The organism is Dietzia psychralcaliphila (assembly GCF_003096095.1).
Classification (GTDB): Bacteria; Actinomycetota; Actinomycetes; order Mycobacteriales; family Mycobacteriaceae; genus Dietzia; species Dietzia psychralcaliphila.
This window is the reverse complement of sequence record NZ_CP015453.1, coordinates 1,953,072-1,968,775: the sequence shown is the minus strand read 5'-3', so window position 1 is coordinate 1,968,775 and position 15,704 is coordinate 1,953,072. Positions and strand designations below refer to the sequence as shown.

Here is a 15,704-nt window from a genome sequence, read left to right as displayed (position 1 = left end):
GTGGCCCCACGTGTCGCGGTGGTCGGGGGCGGTCTCAGCGGACTCACCGCCGCCTACCAGCTCGCCCTGGACCTGCCCGGTGCCCGGATCACGATCCTCGAGGCGTCGGATTCGGTCGGCGGGGCGCTCCACACCGTCGACTTCCCCTCCGGCCCCATGGAACTGGGGGCCGAGGCCTTCATCGGCCGCCGTCCCGAGGCCACCGAACTTGTCGCCGAACTGGGTCTCTCCGAGACCCTGAGGCATCCGGGTCCGCTCGGACCGGCGATCCTCACCGGCGGTCGACTGGTCCCGATGCCGGTCAGGACCCTCATGGGGCTGCCGTCCGACGCCGCCACCCTGTCCGGTGTCCTGTCCCCGGGGGAATCGGCCATAGCCGCCCGCGAGACCGATACGCCTCTGGACTGGGAGCCCGGCGGGGACGTCTCGCTGGGCCGACTGGTGGCCGAGCGGTTCGGCGACGCGGTGGTCGCGAGGCTCGTCGATCCCATGCTCGGCGGGGTGTACGCGGCCCCCAGCTCGGGACTCGGCCTGCGGCAGGTGATCCCCGGTCTCGCCGAGGCATTGGACCGCGGCGCGCCCACGCTGACCGCCGCCATCGCCGGCCTCGTGGGCAACCGCGTCCCCGGACCGGTGTTCGCCTCCCTCGACGGCGGGTACCGGCGCCTGGTGGCGGCCCTGGTGGAGGCGTCGGGCGCCGTGGTGCGCACGCACGGTACCTGCACCGCGATCCATCGCGAGGCCACCGGATACGCGCTCACGGTCACCGGCGCGCGCGGGTCGTGGGTGGAGGACGCGGACCTCGTCGTCGTCGCCGTACCCGTCCCGCACGCCACTTCGCTCCTCGCGGCGGCCGGTGATGTGGACGGCGCGGTGAGCCGCCTGTCCGGGATCCGGACCGCGTCCTCCGCCGTGGTGGCGATGGAGGCCGACCGGGGGCTCGACCTTCCCGAACTCTCCGGTGTGTTGGTGGCCACCGACGAGCCGGTCCCGTTCAAGGCGATGACCTTCACCAGTCAGAAGTGGCCCCACCTCGACACACGCCCGGGACACCTGGTGCGGGTGTCGTTCGGGCGGCTCGACGACGACGACGTACTCACCGCCGACGACATCGCGTTGGCCAGGATGGCCGAATCGGCCCTGGCCGGGGTCTGCGGATCCGCACCGACGATCCGGTACTCGCGTGTCCGACGCTGGGAGGACGCCCTCGCGGAGATCGGTCCGGGCCACACCGAGCGGATCGCGGCTGTGCGGGCCGAGCTGGCGGACCGGTTGCCCGGGGTGGAGTTGGTCGGAGGAGCGACCGAGGGGGTCGGGGTGCCCGCCTGCATCGGTTCGGCACGGGCCGCGGCTCGGCGGTTGTCCGCCAGGTGGCAGGATTGAGCCATGGCACGCCTTGACTACAAGAAGCTCAACTCGACGCTCCGCTACCTCATGTTCTCGGTCTTCACCGTGACGCCGGGGGAGTTGGGGGAGGACCGGGCCGCGGTCACCGCGGACCTCGAGCAGTTCCTCGCCCGGTTCGACGGCACCGACGTGGTGGTGCGCGGTCTGTACGACGTCTCGGGGCTGCGCGCCGAGGCCGACTTCATGATCTGGACCCACGCGGAGCACATCGAGGACCTGCAGCGGTTCTACAACGAGTTCCGGCGCACCACGATCCTGGGCCGGGCCAGCACGGCCTACTGGTCCAACACCGCGCTGCACCGCCCCGCGGAGTTCAACAAGAGCCACATTCCGGCATTCCTCGCCGAGGAGGAGCCCGGTGCGTACGTCTCGGTCTACCCGTTCGTCCGCTCGTACGAGTGGTACCTGCTCCCCGACGAGGAGCGCCGCCAGATCCTCGCCCAGCACGGTCGCGCGGCACGCGAGTACCCGGACGTCCGGGCCAACACCGTGCCGTCGTTCTCGCTCGGCGACTACGAGTGGCTACTGGCCTTCGAGGCCCCCCAGCTCGACCGGATCGTTGACCTGATGCGCGTCATGCGCAGCACCGAGGCGCGGCGTCACGTCCGCGAGGAGGTCCCGTTCTTCACCGGGCCCCGGGTCAGCGCCGAGCAGCTTGCCACCACGATGCCCTGAGGCGTCACACCACCGCGGGGATCCACGCGAGGGGCCGGCCGGGACCACAACGTCCCGGCCGGCCCCTCCGTCGTGCGATCAGTCCTCTGCCGGCTCGAGGGTCATGCTCACGGAGTTGATGCAGTAGCGGAGGTCGGTGGGGGTGGGGTAGCCCTCCCCGGAGAAGACGTGCCCGAGGTGGCCGTGGCAGTTGGCGCACACCACCTCGGTCCGGGTCATCCCCATGGAGGAGTCGGTCCGCTCGATGACGGCCCCTCCGGCCAGCGGGGTGAAGAACGAGGGCCAACCGCAGTTCGACTCGAACTTGGAGTCGCTGCGGAACAACTCCGCACCGCAGCCGCGACAACGGTAGACGCCCTCCGTGGTGGTGTCGGTGTACTCCCCGGTGTAGGGCCGCTCGGTGCCGGCCCGGCGGAGTACCTGGTATTCCTCGGGGGTCAGCCTGCGGCGCCACTCCGCGTCGTCGAGGGTGAAGTCCGGCTGCGTCGTGTTTGAGGGGGTGTCGGTGGGCTCACTCATGTCCGCAGGCTACGCCGCCGCGGCAGCCGGTGCGATCCGCTCGTGCCGCCGGGGGTCCGTTCGCCGCCACAGCAGGATCACGAGCACGGTGGACAGGAGCAGCAGCCACCCGAGAGTCGGATGGGCGAACTCCAGCAACCGCCCGTAGTACGGCCACCGGGCCGACTCCCAGAAGTCCAGGGTGAAGAACCCGTATGCCGCCAACCAGGCGGGCCAGTTGCGTACCAGCGACTTGTCGAGGACCACCGAGAGCATGATCGGGATGAGCATCATCGAGTAGTACATCTGGCCCAGGCTGGAGACCAGGAACACCCCGGCCAGGATGACACCCGACGTGGTGGTGAGCCACAGCACCTCGTGGTTGTGCCGGTAGTCCAACAGGAGCCACACGGCGACGAGGGTGGCCACCACGATCAGGATGCGGGCGGCCAGGACGAGAGGTTCGGGGACGCCGTAGTACAGGCCCAGGCCGGCGATCGAGCTGTTGTAGTAGTCGCGGACCTCGCCCATGTAGGGCGCAGTGACCTCGAGGTACCGCCCGGCGTCCACGGTGAGGGCCCAGCCCGCGGCCATGGTGGCGGCGGGGATCGCCACTGCGCCCACGAAGGGCTGCCACTGCTTCCGGATCAGCGGCAGGACCAGAAGCGGGGCGAGCATCGGTTTGATCGCCAGGGACAGTCCCATCGCCACGCCGGCCCACCAGAGCCGCCTGCGGTGCAGCAGGTAGAGGAACGCCACCTGGCACAGGAAGATCACGCCGTTGACGTTGGTGAACACCAGGGTGTTGGTGACCGCCTCGGTCCAGAAGGCCCCCAGGAGGATCGCCGGGGCCGCGAACGACCGCACGTCGAGGTCGAACAGTCGCATGAGCAGCCACAGCGCGCCGATGATCGCCGCGGTGTTGACGATGATGAACAGCCACCGCGCCACCGTGTAGTTGTCGATGGCGCCGAACGGGGCAAGCAGGAACGTGCCGCTCGGGGCGTAGAGGTAGTGCGGCTGGACCGTGAGCAGGTTCTCGCTGTAGACGGGTTCACCGGCCAGGAAACGCCTGGTCGCCGCGTAGACGGTCCCGAAGTCGTTGGTGATGGACCCGTTGACGGCCTTGATCAGGACGCGATGGATCACGGTCATGATCGCCAGCGGCCACAGGATGTGGTTGAGCAGGCGGGGCACGGACATAGTGCTTCGGGTCGGCAGCGGCACGGTGTGCAGGCTACCGGCCCGGGCCCGGTCCCCTGCGCAGGCGCCCCGGTGGGCCGGGCCGGTCCGGCCCCGTCGGGTGGTCGGTCAGGAGGGGCAGGCCACGGCTCGTTCGACCGAGTCCGGGTCGGCGAGGAACTCCGTGACGGTGGACCTGGCGCACGCGGAGTGGAGGACAACCCGTGATCCGGGCGCGCCCCAGGTGAGGGTGCGGATGTCGCCGGCCCCGGCGGCCGAGAGCATGCCCGCGGTGGGTTCCAGCGCGGCGGCACCGGCGACGGGGTCCGCGAGCCCGCTCATCAGGAGCACGGGAGCGGGACCGGCCAGCTCGACCACGGTCTGGCCCGGGACGGGCCAGGTCGAACACGCGGACAGCTGAGCGGCCAGGATCTCCCCGAACGGTGCGTCGTCCGCCCATTCGGCGGCGAGTTCCGGAACGCGGTTCACCGGAACCCGCCGGGGCAGGTCGGAGCACTCCGCCACGTAGCGGAGCGACGAGCTCGACAACGCCTCCGCCCGGGCGCGCACCGAGGAGGGGAGATCGTCGGTGCCGGGGGCCGAGGCCGCGATGTCGCCGAGGATCACGTCCCCCTCGGAGGCGTCGGCGGCGGACGCCCCGGACAGATCGGCGAGTGCGGACCGGATGACGTCGGACAGGAGTGCGGCCGGAACGCGGGCGCCCGGATCCCGCGCCTCGTCGAGGGCGCGGGTGATCGTGTCGACCCTCTCGTCCGCGCCGCCCGGCCCGCATTCGGTCCGGGTGCACGACGCCGCCCACAGGCGCAGCGCGGCGTCGGAGCCGTCGAGCGCGGATCGGGCGGCGGTCTCCTGATCCCCGTCCCACGGGGCGGGCGAGTCCAGGATCAGCAGCGACACCCGGCCGGGGTGCCTCCCGGCGTAGTCCAGGGCCGTGCGAGCGCCCGCTCCCACGGCGAGCACCGCGAGACCCGGCACATCCCACGACTGCCGGAGCTCCTCGAGGTCCTCCGCGGCACCGGTGGCGCCGAAGTCGAGTTCCCGGCCCGCGAGTTGGTCCGTGCAGGACTGGGCGGTCTGGGCGAGTTCACCGCGGAGTTCCGGAGAGCCAGGGTCCGCGTCTGAATCGGCGAGCTCGTCCAGGGTCCGGCGAGCCGCGGGGGTGAGGCAGGTCCCGGCCGGTCCGGTGCGTCCCTTGTGGTCCACGATGACGATCGGATGTGACGCCGTGATCTCCGTTCCAGCCGAGGCGAACCGGATGGCGAGCTCGTCGGCGGGACTGCCGGGACCGGCCACCACGACGAGGGGAGCCGAACCGTCCGGGGTGTCCGCCGTGGTGAGTCTGAGGACCGGGGTCTCGCCGAGCAGGCTGCAGTCGACGCGGGCGTCCGCGGGAATCCCGCGGGTACCGCCGTCCGCACAGGGGATCCAGTCGAGTTCGGATCGCGGCGGGACCCAGTCGGGCGGGGCCAGGAGCTCGGTCCCCCCGCCGGTACCGGGGGAACGCCCGGGTCCGTCGCCGGTGGCCAGCCGCGGCCCCGTGGCGGGTATCGGCGCACATCCGGCAGCCGCCACGGCCAGCGCCGAGACCACTGCACCGGCTGTCCGGGCCAGCCGTATCCGGTTCAACGGACGCCCTCGCCGACTGCCCAACGGGTGTACAGGCCCCCGCGAGAGCAGGTGAACGCCGAGACGACCCGCATGGGAACCCTGGCGTTGCCGGGGCCCGAGGTCAGGGCCGAGGTGTCGCCACCGACGATCACCTGAGGCGACACCGAGAGGATGAGCTCATCCACAGCGCCCTCCGAGAGCAGTGTCCCGAGGAGCCGGGGGCCACCCTCGAAGTCCACCTCGCCGGCATCGAGGCCGGACAGCAGGGAGCGGATCGCGGCGCCGGTCGGACCCGGGTCCAGTATGTACACGGTGACACCCCGCGCCCGCGCGGCCTCGACGCGCTCGGGGTCCACGTCGTGTGCTGCTGCTATCCGGACCCGGTCGCCGGTGCCGGCACAGAGCTCGATCAACCGGTCGGGCAACGACCGGGTGAGTACCAGGATGACGGGTGCCGGGCCGGTGCGCCTGTCCGCCCAGACCGGGCTCACCTCGGCGGGACCGTAGCCCTCGGCCAACGCTGTCCCGGATCCCACCAGGACGAGGTCGGCGCGGGCACGCATCGCGTCATAGATCAGGCGGTCGGTGGGCGTTCCCAGCCCTCCGCTACGGCCGTCGACGGTGGTGGTCCCGTCGACGGACGAGATCATGACGGCACGGATCATCGGAGTCGCGGTGGAGCGTTCCGGGCGCAGGGCGGTCCATATCGCGTCGAGCGCCGCCGGGTCGTCGTCGAGCGCTGGGGGTCTGGTCGACAGCACCTGGGGCTCCTTCCGTTCTGACGCCTGTCGCCCCACGATAGGCTCTCGGCATGGTCTCTCGCCTCGTTGACGTCACCCCGGTGGTCCCCGCCGACCAACTCGTGGCACAGATGGTCCCGCCGTCGATGTTCGATGACGTGAGTTTCGAGTCCTACATCCCGGACCCGGCGGAGCCCTCGCAAGCCACCGCGGTCAGGGCGTGTCAGGACTTCGCGGAGGGGGTCGTGTCCCGTCGCGCGCCCAAGAAGGGGTTGTTCGGACGTCGACCCAAGGCGGTCGAGGGCATGGGGATCTACCTCGACGGTGGATTCGGCGTCGGCAAGACCCACCTGTTGACCTCGATCTACCACACGTGTCCCGAGCCCAAGGCGTTCGGCACGTTCGTCGAGTTGACGCACGTGGTGGGCGCCCTCGGGTTCAACCGTGCGGTCGAGGAACTCTCCGGACACTCGGTGCTGTGCATCGACGAGTTCGAACTCGACGATCCCGGTGACACCATGCTGGTCTCCCGGCTGCTCGCGGAGCTCACCACCGCGGGCGTCAGCGTGGCAGCCACCTCCAACACCCTTCCCGAACAACTCGGTGAGGGACGGTTCGCCGCCAAGGACTTCATGCGCGAGATCCGCAAGATGTCGGGGATCTTCGAGTCGATCCGTGTCGACGGCCCCGACTACCGTCACCGGAACCTGCCCCCGGCGCCCGACCCGATGTCCGACGCCGATCTGGAGGCGGACGCCGGTGCGGACCCCGGGGCGACGCTGGACGACTTCGATGCGCTGTGCGAACACCTGGCCACCCTCCATCCGTCCAAGTACAACCGCCTCGTCGACGGGGTGACCAGGGTGTGTCTGCGCGATGTCGCACCGCTACCGGACCAGGCCATCGCCCTCCGCCTCGTCGTCCTGGCGGACCGCCTCTACGACGCGGGGATCCCCGTCCGCAACTCGGGGGAGAAGCTGGATGCGATCTTCACCGAGGAGATGATCTCCGGCGGCTACCGGAAGAAGTACCTCCGGGCCACGTCCCGACTCCTCGCCCTCTCACGCTTCGACACCGTCGGAGGCTGAACACTCAGTCCGACACCGGGGCCGTCGCGCCCAGGTCCTTCTCGTACACGACGTCGGTGTTCGATACACCGCCCACGTCGAAGGTGCGCACTCCCCGCTCGGCGAACCCCTGCTTGTCGTAGAACCGGCGCGCCCTGACGTTGGCGACGTTGGTGGCGAGCCACAGGCTGCGGACACCACGACCGGAACACCTCCGGGTGATCTCGTCGAGCACCAGGACGGCGACCCCCGAACCGTGGTGTCGGGGGTCGACGTACAGCTTGCTGACCCCGACAGTGGGTCGGTGCAGGATCTGGCCGGCGCATGTCGGATCCATCTCGGTGCCGTCGAGCAGAAGTGCGTACCCGACGATGTCGCCCCCCGGCGCCCTGGCCGTGAGGAGCTCGTGTCCGGGGGTGTCCAGATGGCTACCCAGGGCCACCGGCGAGAGATGTTGGGCGATGAACGAGTCGACGGCCTCCCGGGGCAGGCCCGGGGGACACGCCAAGGGGAAGGTCCGTGCCGCCAGGTCAGCGATCGAGTCGAGTTCCGACACGACTGCGGGCTCGACGCGGACGATCACACCACGAGCTTAGTGGGGCGCGGCCATCAGACATGCAGGTGCAGGTTCTCGGTGCCGCCCACACCGGCCATGACGATCCGTTCCGAGTCGTCCCCGCCTCCGAGGACCATCGTGACCTCGTAGGTGTCCGTGGCCGTGCGGCGCAGGTCGACGAGAATGCCCGTGGTGTGTCGGAGGTCGACCACTCGTCCCCGGAAGTCCTCGAGACGAACCGAGTCGACCGTCGTCGTATGTGGGAGCTTGTGTGCAGTGGACATGCCCTGATGATGAGTGGTCTTCATCACGTGGCGAGCACGGCGGCATACCGAACAGGGAGCGATCTCGGCGAAATGCACGACGCCCCGGCGGTCAGCCGGGGCGTGTGTCGTGGTGCGCGATACTGGGATTGAACCAGTGACCTCTTCCGTGTCAGGGAAGCGCTCTCCCGCTGAGCTAATCGCGCGGGATTCACCGACCGGATCTCTCCGGCGTGGAGGTGGAGACGGGAATCGAACCCGTGTTGACGGCTTTGCAGGCCGCTGCCTCACCACTCGGCCACTCCACCGAAAAGGTATCGAGCCCGGTGAGGACTCCTGGCTCCTCGATCCCTCCGAGCGGATGACGGGATTCGAACCCGCGACCCTCACCTTGGCAAGGTGATGCGCTACCAGCTGCGCCACATCCGCATCGCTCCCCGGCTCGCTGTTGCTCACCGCGTTGCGAGAATGAACATTAGCCGAACCCGAACTTGGAACACAAATCGGGGGTCGGAAATGGGCTTTCACCTGCTCGAACGGCCTGATCTGGGGCTTCGCGGCACCGCGCCCCCTGACCTCAAGAGGCGTCTCGACGCTGCTCCGCCGAGGCACGAGCGTCGAACAGGCCCCGAATTGGGACGGCTCGCACGGCTTGCTACAGTGTTCCGGTGCCGATCGAGAGATCAGGCCACATGCGGTCCTATAGCTCAGTGGAAGAGCGCTCCGTTCACACCGGAGAGGTCACTGGTTCGAACCCAGTTAGGACCACACCACACACGCAGCCCCCGCCCCGGATACCCGGGACCGGGGGCTGCGTCCGTATCCGGGCAGGCCGCCGCGTCCGGGTCAGGCCTGCCGTGCGGCCAGGGCCTGCTCCAGGGCCTGGCCGAACACCTCGACCGGTTGTGCCCCGCTGACGGCCAGCCGGCCGTCCAGGACGAAGAACGGCACTCCCTTCACCCCGATGCCGCGAGCGGCCTCGATGTCCTCGCGAACACGGTCGCCGAACCCGTCTCCTGTGAGCATCCGGTCGACGGCGTCCGCGGGGACCCCGGCGCCGACGCCGACGCGCCTGAGTACCTCCGGGTCCGAGAGCCGCTCGCCGTCGGTGAAGTAGGCGCGGCGCAGTGCCTCGTCGACCTCGTCCGACAGGCCGTGATCGGCTGCCAGCGCCGCCAACCGGTGCGCATCGAAGGTGGAGGAGGTGGTGGCGGCACGCCAGTTGAACTCCAACCCGAGCTCCCTGAACCGTTCGGCCATCTGTTCCTGCCCGGCTTCGGCCTCCGAGAGCGTCATCCCGTACTTGCGCGAGAGCATCTGCGCTGTGGACTCGTCGACGACGGGGTCGCCGTGTCGTGGCGCGGCGGGGTCGAGCTCGAAGGCCCGCCAGACCACCTCGACCTCCGTCCCGGGGTGGTCTGAACGGAAGGCCTCCAGTGCGGCCTCGAGGTGGCGTTTGCCGATCCAGCAGAACGGGCAGACGACGTCGGACCAGATGTCTATGCGCATGGCGGGTACAACGGCCCGAGGCGGTCCGGGATTCCGGAAGCCGCCGGGTAGCATGAACCGGCCCAGGTCCGTCACCGGCTCTGGTGCGCCCGTCACGGATGGCCCAGGGCCACCCGTCGTCCACTGCCGAGGAGATCTCCCCCCGTGTCCGAGAACCGCATGCCGGAAGCCGAAGTCGACGCGACGGGTGCGGGCACCGTGATCACCACCGTCATCCCGGCGGGAGAGCCGGCGGGCAAGGTCCTCGCCGAGCGGGAACTGCAGTCGAAGAGCGGCCCGGAGACGATCGTGGTGGTCCGCGACTCCGGCGGCGCGCTGCGGGACCTGTCGTGGGCGCCCGAGGCCGACACCGAAGTCGAGCTCGTCCGCGCGGACACCGAGGACGGTAGGTCCGTCATCAGGCACTCCTGCGCCCACGTGTTGGCGCAGGCCGTCCAGGACAAGTTCCCGGAGGCCAAGCTGGGGATCGGCCCGCCGATCGAGAACGGCTTCTACTACGACTTCGACGTCGCCGAGCCGTTCACGCCCGAGGACCTCAAGGACCTCGAGAAGCGCATGAAGAAGATCATCAAGTCGGGCCAGCGTTTCGCGCGCCGCGAGTACGCCTCCCTGGACGAGGCCCGCGCCGAACTGGCAGGGGAGCCGTACAAGCTCGAGCTGATCGAGGACAAGGGTCGAGCCGACTCCGGGGACGCCGAGGGTGCCGAGGCGCTCGACGACGCGGAGATCATGGAGGTCGGGGCCGGAGCACTGACCGCGTACGACAACCTCAACCCGCGCACGGGCGAGGTGATCTGGTCCGATCTGTGCCGGGGTCCCCACACCCCGACCACCAAGTTCATCCCCGCGTTCACCCTCACCCGTTCGTCGGCGGCCTACTGGCGCGGCGACCAGAAGAACGCCGGACTGCAGCGCATCTACGGGACCGCCTGGGAGAGCACCGAGGCGATGGACGCCCACCTCGACCGCGTGGCGGAGGCGGAGAAGCGCGACCACCGGCGGCTCGGCACCGAGCTGGACCTGTTCAGCTTCCCCGACGAGATCGGCTCCGGATTCCCGGTGTTCCACCCGCGCGGCGGGATCATCCGCAACGAGATGGAGCAGCACTCGCTCAAGCGGCACCTGTCGGCCGGGTACTCCCTGGTCAACACCCCGCACGTGACCAAGGGCGACCTGTTCCGCAAGTCCCAGCACCTGAGCTGGTACTCGGAGGGGATGTTCCCTCCCATGATCCTCGACGCCGAGTACGACGCCGACGGCAACGAGACCAAGCCGGGGCAGGACTACTACGTCAAGCCCATGAACTGCCCGATGCACAACCTCGTCTTTGACTCCCGCGGCCGCTCCTACCGGGAGCTCCCGCTGCGGATGTTCGAGTTCGGCACCGTGTACCGGTACGAGAAGTCCGGCGTGATCCACGGGCTCACCCGCGCCCGCGGATTCACCCAGGACGACGCCCACATCTACTGCACCGAGGATCAGATGGAGGGCGAGATCGCCTCCGTCCTGTCCTTCATCATCTCGCTGCTGCGCGACTACGGGCTCGACGACTTCTACCTGGAGCTGTCCACCAAGGACCCCGAGAAGTACGTGGGCGACGACGACATGTGGGAGCGGGCGACCGAGGTCCTGCGGCGCGTGGCCACCAACTCGGGGCTCGATCTGGTGCCCGACCCGGGCGGGGCGGCGTTCTACGGCCCCAAGGTCTCCGTACAGGCGCGAGACGCGATCGGCCGCACCTGGCAGATGTCCACGGTGCAGCTCGACTTCAATCTCCCCGAGCTGTTCGACCTCACCTACAACGCCGCCGACGGCACCAAGAAGCGTCCGGTGATGATCCACCGCGCGCTCTTCGGTTCCATCGAGCGGTTCTTCGCGGTCCTGCTCGAGCACTACGCCGGCCTGTTCCCGGCGTGGCTCGCGCCCGTCCAGGTGGTGGGCATCCCGGTGGCCGAGGCGCACGAGAGGCACCTCGAGGACGTGATCGACGAGCTCCGCGGCCGGGGGATCCGCGCCGGGCTCGACCTGGCGGACGAGCGGATGCAGAAGAAGATCCGCAACCACACCACCGGCAAGGTGCCGTTCATGCTGCTGGCCGGCGACCGCGACGTCGAGGCGGGCGCGGTGAGCTTCCGCTTCCCCGACGGCACCCAGCTCAACGGGGTGTCCCGCAACGCGGCGATGGACAAGATCGTCTACTGGATCAACTCCCAACGTAACGACGTACCGACGGCGGAGCGGGTGTGACGGCCGGGGAGTCGACCCCGACGGACGGGTACCGCCAGTACGGGGTGGGGGAGGACCGTCTGCAGCTGCTGTGGACCCCGTACCGCATGTCGTACATCGCGGAGACCCGGCCCGAGCCCGCCGAGGGGATGACCGGCGAGCCGTTCCTCGACATCCCCCGGATGAGCGACGAGGACGGTCTGGTGGTCGCCCGTGGCGCCCACGTCTACGTGGTGCTCAACCTGTACCCCTACAACCCGGGCCACGCCATGGTGGTGCCGTACCGCAAGGTGGCGAACCTCGAGGATCTCGACGACGACGAGTCACGCGAGCTCATGTCGCACACGCAGCACCTGATCCGGGTCATCAAGGCCGTCTCCCGTCCCGATTCCTTCAACGTGGGACTCAACCTCGGTAACGCGGCGGGTGGTTCCCTGTCGGACCATCTGCACCAGCACGTCGTGCCGCGCTGGATCGGGGACGCCAACTTCATTACCGTGACCGGCGGGACCAAGGTGTTGCCGCAGTTGCTCCGTCAGACCCGACAACTGCTGGCCGAGGCGTGGTCGACTGTGCCCGCGCCCGACCACACCTGATTTCGGGGGGACACATGCTCAGCGAGTTCGGAAGGTCGGGTGTCACCAAGGTGGCACACCCCTTCGCGTCGTTCCTGGTCCGGATCGGGGTGACCGCCAACGGCATCACCCTCGCCGGTCTCGTCCTGACCTGCGCGGCGGCGGTCGCGCTCTTCGGCAACGGCCATCTGGTCGCCGGTGCGATCGTGATCGCCCTGTGCACCCTGCTCGACCTGGTCGACGGTGCGGTCGCACGCGCCTCTGACGGCGGGTCACCGTACGGCGCCCTGGTCGACGCGGTGTCGGACCGGGTGGCCGACGGCGTGATCCTCGCGTCACTGCTGTGGTGGCTGGTCGACGCCGAACCCGACAACAAGTACGCGCTCGGCATGCTGCTGTCGTGTCTGGTGCTCTCCCAGGTGGTCTCGTACTCCAAGGCCCGTGCGGACGCGGGGGGACTCCGCACACCCGGCGGCCTCATGGAACGCGCCGACCGCCTGGTCCTGATCCTCCTCGGTGCCGGGGTGGAGGGACTCGGCGTCCCGTGGGCCCTCGAGGTCGCGATCACAGTGGTGGCGGTGGGCAGCTTCATCACCGTCGTCCAGAGGGTGTGGGGCGGGCGGGCCGACTACTTCGCGCGGCTCCATCGGCTCGACTCACCGACGGCGGGCGAACGGTGACCCGGATGGGCCAGCGCGCCTCGGACCTCGGGTACGCCGCGGGGTGGGCCGTGGTCCGCGCTCTTCCCGAGCCGGTGGCGCGTGCAGTGTTCAGGGCCGGCGCCGATGCCGCGGCGCGACGACAGGGTGAGGACTCCCAGCTGCGCAGGAACCTGTCCCGCGTCCTCGGGGTCAGCCCGGCGGAGGTCCCCGACGACCTCGTCCGGGACTCCTTCCGGTCCTACGCCCGTTACTGGCGGGAGGCGTTCCGGCTACCGTCGATGGACCGCGAGGCCGTGGCCCGGGAGATGGACAGGACGATCGAGGGCGTCGAGCACCTGGACGCGGCCCTGGCGAAGGGTCGCGGGGTGATCGTGGCCCTTCCACACTCGGCCAACTGGGATCTCGGCGGGACGTGGCTGGCCCGGCGGTACGGCACATTCGCGACCGTCGCGGAGAGGTTGGAACCCGAGTCGCTCTACCAGCGGTTCCTCGAGTACCGGGAGAGCCTGGGGTTCACCATCTACCCGCATACCGGTGGGCCCACTCCGCCGCTCGACGCGCTCAGGGAGTTCCTCGCCGGTGGCGGTATCGTGTGCCTGCCCGGCGAGCGGGACCTGCGGCGGACCGGTGTTCCGGTGACCTTCTTCGGGGAGACCACCCGCATGCCCGCCGGTGCGGCCAGGCTCGCGGTGGAGACCGGCGCGCCGTTCCTGGTGGCGCAGTTCTGGTACTCCGACGAGGAGACGATGCGGGTGCGGATCACCCCGCCCATCGACGTCTCCGGCGGGGTGGAGGCAGCGGTGCAGGCGATGGCCGACCTCTTCGAGGAGGGGATCGCCCGTCACCCAGCGGACTGGCACATGCTCCAGCCACTGTGGCTCGACGACCTCTCCGCCGACCGCCGAGCGCGGATCGAGGACTGATCGGGAGTGCGCATCGGCATGATCTGCCCGTACTCCTTCGATGCGCCGGGCGGCGTCCAGGCCCATGTGGTGGACCTGACCGAGGAGTTGCGTCGGCGTGGCCACACGGTCCGCGTCCTCGCACCCGGCCGGCCGGGCAGCGCCCCCGTGTCGGGGATGACGCTGACCGGACCGGGTGTGCCGATCCCCTACAACGGATCCGTGGCCCGATTGAGTTTCGGACCCGCGGCCTGGCGTGCCACCCGCCACTGGCTCCGCCGGGAGCCGCTGGACGTGCTGCACATCCACGAGCCCAACGCGCCGGGGGTGGGGATGTTCGCTCTTGCCATGTCCTCCGGACCCATCACGGCGACCTTCCACACCTCCACCTCCAGCTCGATGATCCTCGGTGCCGCGGACGGGGCGCTCGCCCCGTTGTTGGAGAAGATCCGCGGTCGCATCGCCGTGTCGACCCTGGCCCGGAGGTGGCAGATGGAGGCCCTGGGATCCGGCGCGGTGGAGATCCCGAACGGTGTCGACGTCGCCGCATTCCGCGATGTCGACGCCACGGCCGAGCGATCGGACTCACCCACCGTGGCTTTCCTCGGGCGCTACGACGAACCGCGCAAGGGGATGGACGTGCTCGTCGCCGCACTCCCGGACGTGCTCAGGACTGTGCCGGACCTGCGGTTGCGGATCATGGGTGACGGTGACGAGCGTGCCCTGCGGGCCCGGATGCCGCCCGGCCTGGACGTGGAGTTCCTCGGCCGGGTCGACGACCGGCGCAAGGCGGCGGTACTCGCGGCCGCGGATGTCTACTGCGCCCCCAACACCGGCGGGGAGAGCTTCGGGATCGTCCTGGTCGAGGCGATGGCGGCCGGCGCAGCGGTGGTCGCCTCCGATCTCGACGCGTTCCGTCGGGTTCTGGACGACGGGGCATGTGGGGAACTCTCCGCGGTGGGGGATCCCGGTGCCCTGGCCGCCGCCCTCGTCCGCGTGCTCGGTGACGACGCGTACCGTGCCGGCCTCTGCGAACGCGCGTCCGAGGCCGTCCGGGAGTTCGACTGGCCGGTCGTGGCGGAACGGGTGATCCGCGTGTACGAGACCGTCCGTGGGCCGGGGGAGACGCTCCGTGTCCGGTGAAGCGATCCTCCTCGTCGTCGTCCTGGTCATCCTGGCGGTGACCGCCCTACTCGTCGCGTATCTCACCGCACATCGTCTCGACCGACTCCACATCCGCACCGATCTCGCCCGGTCGGCACTGGTCGGCGCACTCGAGCGTCGCCACACTGTCGCGGCGGCCATCGTCGCCGACCTGGGTGACCGGGACCCCGGATCGGCGCAGCAGTTGTCGCACGCCCTGACGCTCGCCCGCGCCCACCCGCCCGACACGGTGACCGGTAGCGACCCCCGGCCGGGGCCGGAGCCGAACAGGCGCGGTCGTCCGTCGAACGACCGGGGCGGGGATGACGGTGCCCCCGACGCCGAACGGGCGGAGAACACCCTGGGCACACTGCTGTCCGGGCTGGACGTCGCCGCGCTGCCGGTCGACCTGGCCGCCGAGCTAGGGGACGTGACCGACCGGGTGTCGATGGCGCGGAGTTTCTACAACGATGCGGTTCGCGACACCAGAAACCTGCGAGAGAAGCGAACGGTGAGGGCGCTCCGACTGGCGGGTCGCGCGTCGATGCCCGACTACGTCGAACTGGTCGACCACCCGCCCGTGGGAGGCTGACCCGACGCGGTGGGGCGGCGGTTGGGGAACCGGGGTCAGGGCGACCTACACTGGACGCCTACTACGAGTCGTCGAAGC

16 protein-coding genes and 4 tRNA genes are annotated in these 15,704 nt (G+C 69.9%); 10 read left to right on the top strand and 10 right to left on the bottom strand.

Annotation, left to right across the window (positions count from 1 at the left end):
* Both hemG and hemQ read left to right on the top strand, forming a co-directional pair.
* Entirely contained in the window at positions 1-1,383 is a 1,383-nt protein-coding gene (hemG, locus tag A6048_RS09010; RefSeq protein WP_107747500.1) for a protoporphyrinogen oxidase, read from the top strand.
* Positions 1,384-1,386: 3 nt separating this feature from the next.
* Positions 1,387-2,082 carry a hydrogen peroxide-dependent heme synthase gene (gene hemQ / locus A6048_RS09005; protein WP_107747501.1) on the top strand — a complete coding sequence of 232 codons (696 nt, stop codon included), beginning with the start codon at positions 1,387-1,389 and terminating at the stop codon, positions 2,080-2,082.
* 78 nt (positions 2,083-2,160) lie between these two features.
* On the opposite strand, the gene msrB is transcribed toward hemQ, so the two are convergent.
* The 4 genes from msrB to A6048_RS08985 all read right to left on the bottom strand — a co-directional run bounded on the left by msrB (position 2,161) and on the right by A6048_RS08985 (position 6,152).
* Entirely contained in the window at positions 2,161-2,601 is a 441-nt protein-coding gene (gene msrB, locus A6048_RS09000) for a peptide-methionine (R)-S-oxide reductase MsrB (RefSeq protein ID WP_107747502.1), read from the bottom strand.
* A 9-nt stretch (positions 2,602-2,610) separates the two neighbouring features.
* Complete coding sequence (locus A6048_RS08995; protein WP_235027655.1) at positions 2,611-3,807, bottom strand: glycosyltransferase family 87 protein; 1,197 nt, start codon at positions 3,805-3,807, stop codon at positions 2,611-2,613.
* Positions 3,808-3,891: 84 nt separating this feature from the next.
* Positions 3,892-5,409 carry an alpha/beta hydrolase gene (locus A6048_RS08990; RefSeq protein WP_235027654.1) on the bottom strand — a complete coding sequence of 506 codons (1,518 nt, stop codon included), beginning with the start codon at positions 5,407-5,409 and terminating at the stop codon, positions 3,892-3,894.
* On the bottom strand, positions 5,406-6,152 hold the full coding sequence (locus A6048_RS08985; RefSeq protein WP_107747504.1) for a dihydrofolate reductase family protein: 747 nt from the start codon (positions 6,150-6,152) through the stop codon (positions 5,406-5,408). The genes A6048_RS08990 and A6048_RS08985 overlap by 4 nt, the downstream gene beginning before the upstream one ends.
* Before the next feature lie 50 nt (positions 6,153-6,202).
* Between A6048_RS08985 and zapE the strand changes: the two genes are divergently transcribed.
* The gene (gene zapE, locus A6048_RS08980; RefSeq protein ID WP_107747505.1) at positions 6,203-7,219 is read left to right on the top strand and encodes a cell division protein ZapE; all 1,017 of its coding nucleotides are present in this window, start codon (positions 6,203-6,205) and stop codon (positions 7,217-7,219) included.
* A gap of 4 nt (positions 7,220-7,223) precedes the next feature.
* Here zapE and A6048_RS08975 read toward each other — a convergent pair whose 3' ends face one another.
* The 5 genes from A6048_RS08975 to A6048_RS08960 all read right to left on the bottom strand — a co-directional run bounded on the left by A6048_RS08975 (position 7,224) and on the right by A6048_RS08960 (position 8,446).
* Complete coding sequence (locus tag A6048_RS08975) at positions 7,224-7,781, bottom strand: GNAT family N-acetyltransferase (protein ID WP_107747506.1); 558 nt, start codon at positions 7,779-7,781, stop codon at positions 7,224-7,226.
* Between the two features lie 26 nt (positions 7,782-7,807).
* Positions 7,808-8,038: a hypothetical protein gene (locus A6048_RS18255; RefSeq protein WP_146166354.1), complete on the bottom strand. Its 231-nt coding sequence runs from the start codon at positions 8,036-8,038 to the stop codon at positions 7,808-7,810.
* 110 nt (positions 8,039-8,148) lie between these two features.
* A tRNA-Val gene (locus A6048_RS08970) sits at positions 8,149-8,223 on the bottom strand.
* Positions 8,224-8,251: 28 nt separating this feature from the next.
* Positions 8,252-8,325, bottom strand: a tRNA-Cys gene (locus tag A6048_RS08965).
* 48 nt (positions 8,326-8,373) lie between these two features.
* Positions 8,374-8,446: transfer RNA gene (locus A6048_RS08960), tRNA-Gly, on the bottom strand.
* 267 nt (positions 8,447-8,713) lie between these two features.
* Here A6048_RS08960 and A6048_RS08955 point away from each other — a divergent pair.
* Positions 8,714-8,785, top strand: a tRNA-Val gene (locus tag A6048_RS08955).
* Positions 8,786-8,863: 78 nt separating this feature from the next.
* On the opposite strand, the gene A6048_RS08950 is transcribed toward A6048_RS08955, so the two are convergent.
* The gene (locus A6048_RS08950; RefSeq protein WP_107747507.1) at positions 8,864-9,526 is read right to left on the bottom strand and encodes a DsbA family oxidoreductase; all 663 of its coding nucleotides are present in this window, start codon (positions 9,524-9,526) and stop codon (positions 8,864-8,866) included.
* A gap of 159 nt (positions 9,527-9,685) precedes the next feature.
* On the opposite strand from A6048_RS08950, the gene thrS reads away from it, so the two are divergent.
* From thrS to A6048_RS08920, 6 genes are read left to right on the top strand one after another with little or no spacing between them, the layout of a single operon-like run.
* Positions 9,686-11,773, top strand: coding sequence for a threonine--tRNA ligase (gene thrS / locus A6048_RS08945; RefSeq protein WP_107747699.1), 2,088 nt, complete (start codon positions 9,686-9,688; stop codon positions 11,771-11,773).
* Positions 11,770-12,348 carry an ATP adenylyltransferase gene (locus tag A6048_RS08940; RefSeq protein WP_107747508.1) on the top strand — a complete coding sequence of 193 codons (579 nt, stop codon included), beginning with the start codon at positions 11,770-11,772 and terminating at the stop codon, positions 12,346-12,348. Before thrS ends, A6048_RS08940 begins: the two co-directional genes overlap by 4 nt.
* Positions 12,349-12,362: 14 nt before the next feature.
* Complete coding sequence (gene pgsA, locus A6048_RS08935) at positions 12,363-13,007, top strand: phosphatidylinositol phosphate synthase (RefSeq protein WP_107747509.1); 645 nt, start codon at positions 12,363-12,365, stop codon at positions 13,005-13,007.
* Positions 13,008-13,012: 5 nt separating this feature from the next.
* The gene (locus tag A6048_RS08930) at positions 13,013-13,912 is read left to right on the top strand and encodes a phosphatidylinositol mannoside acyltransferase (RefSeq protein WP_107747510.1); all 900 of its coding nucleotides are present in this window, start codon (positions 13,013-13,015) and stop codon (positions 13,910-13,912) included.
* Positions 13,913-13,918: 6 nt separating this feature from the next.
* The gene (locus A6048_RS08925) at positions 13,919-15,034 is read left to right on the top strand and encodes a glycosyltransferase family 4 protein (RefSeq protein ID WP_107747511.1); all 1,116 of its coding nucleotides are present in this window, start codon (positions 13,919-13,921) and stop codon (positions 15,032-15,034) included.
* Positions 15,024-15,626, top strand: a complete 603-nt coding sequence (locus tag A6048_RS08920; RefSeq protein ID WP_107747512.1) for a LemA family protein — start codon at positions 15,024-15,026, stop codon at positions 15,624-15,626. The genes A6048_RS08925 and A6048_RS08920 overlap by 11 nt, the downstream gene beginning before the upstream one ends.
* The last annotated feature ends 78 nt before the right edge of the window (positions 15,627-15,704 follow it).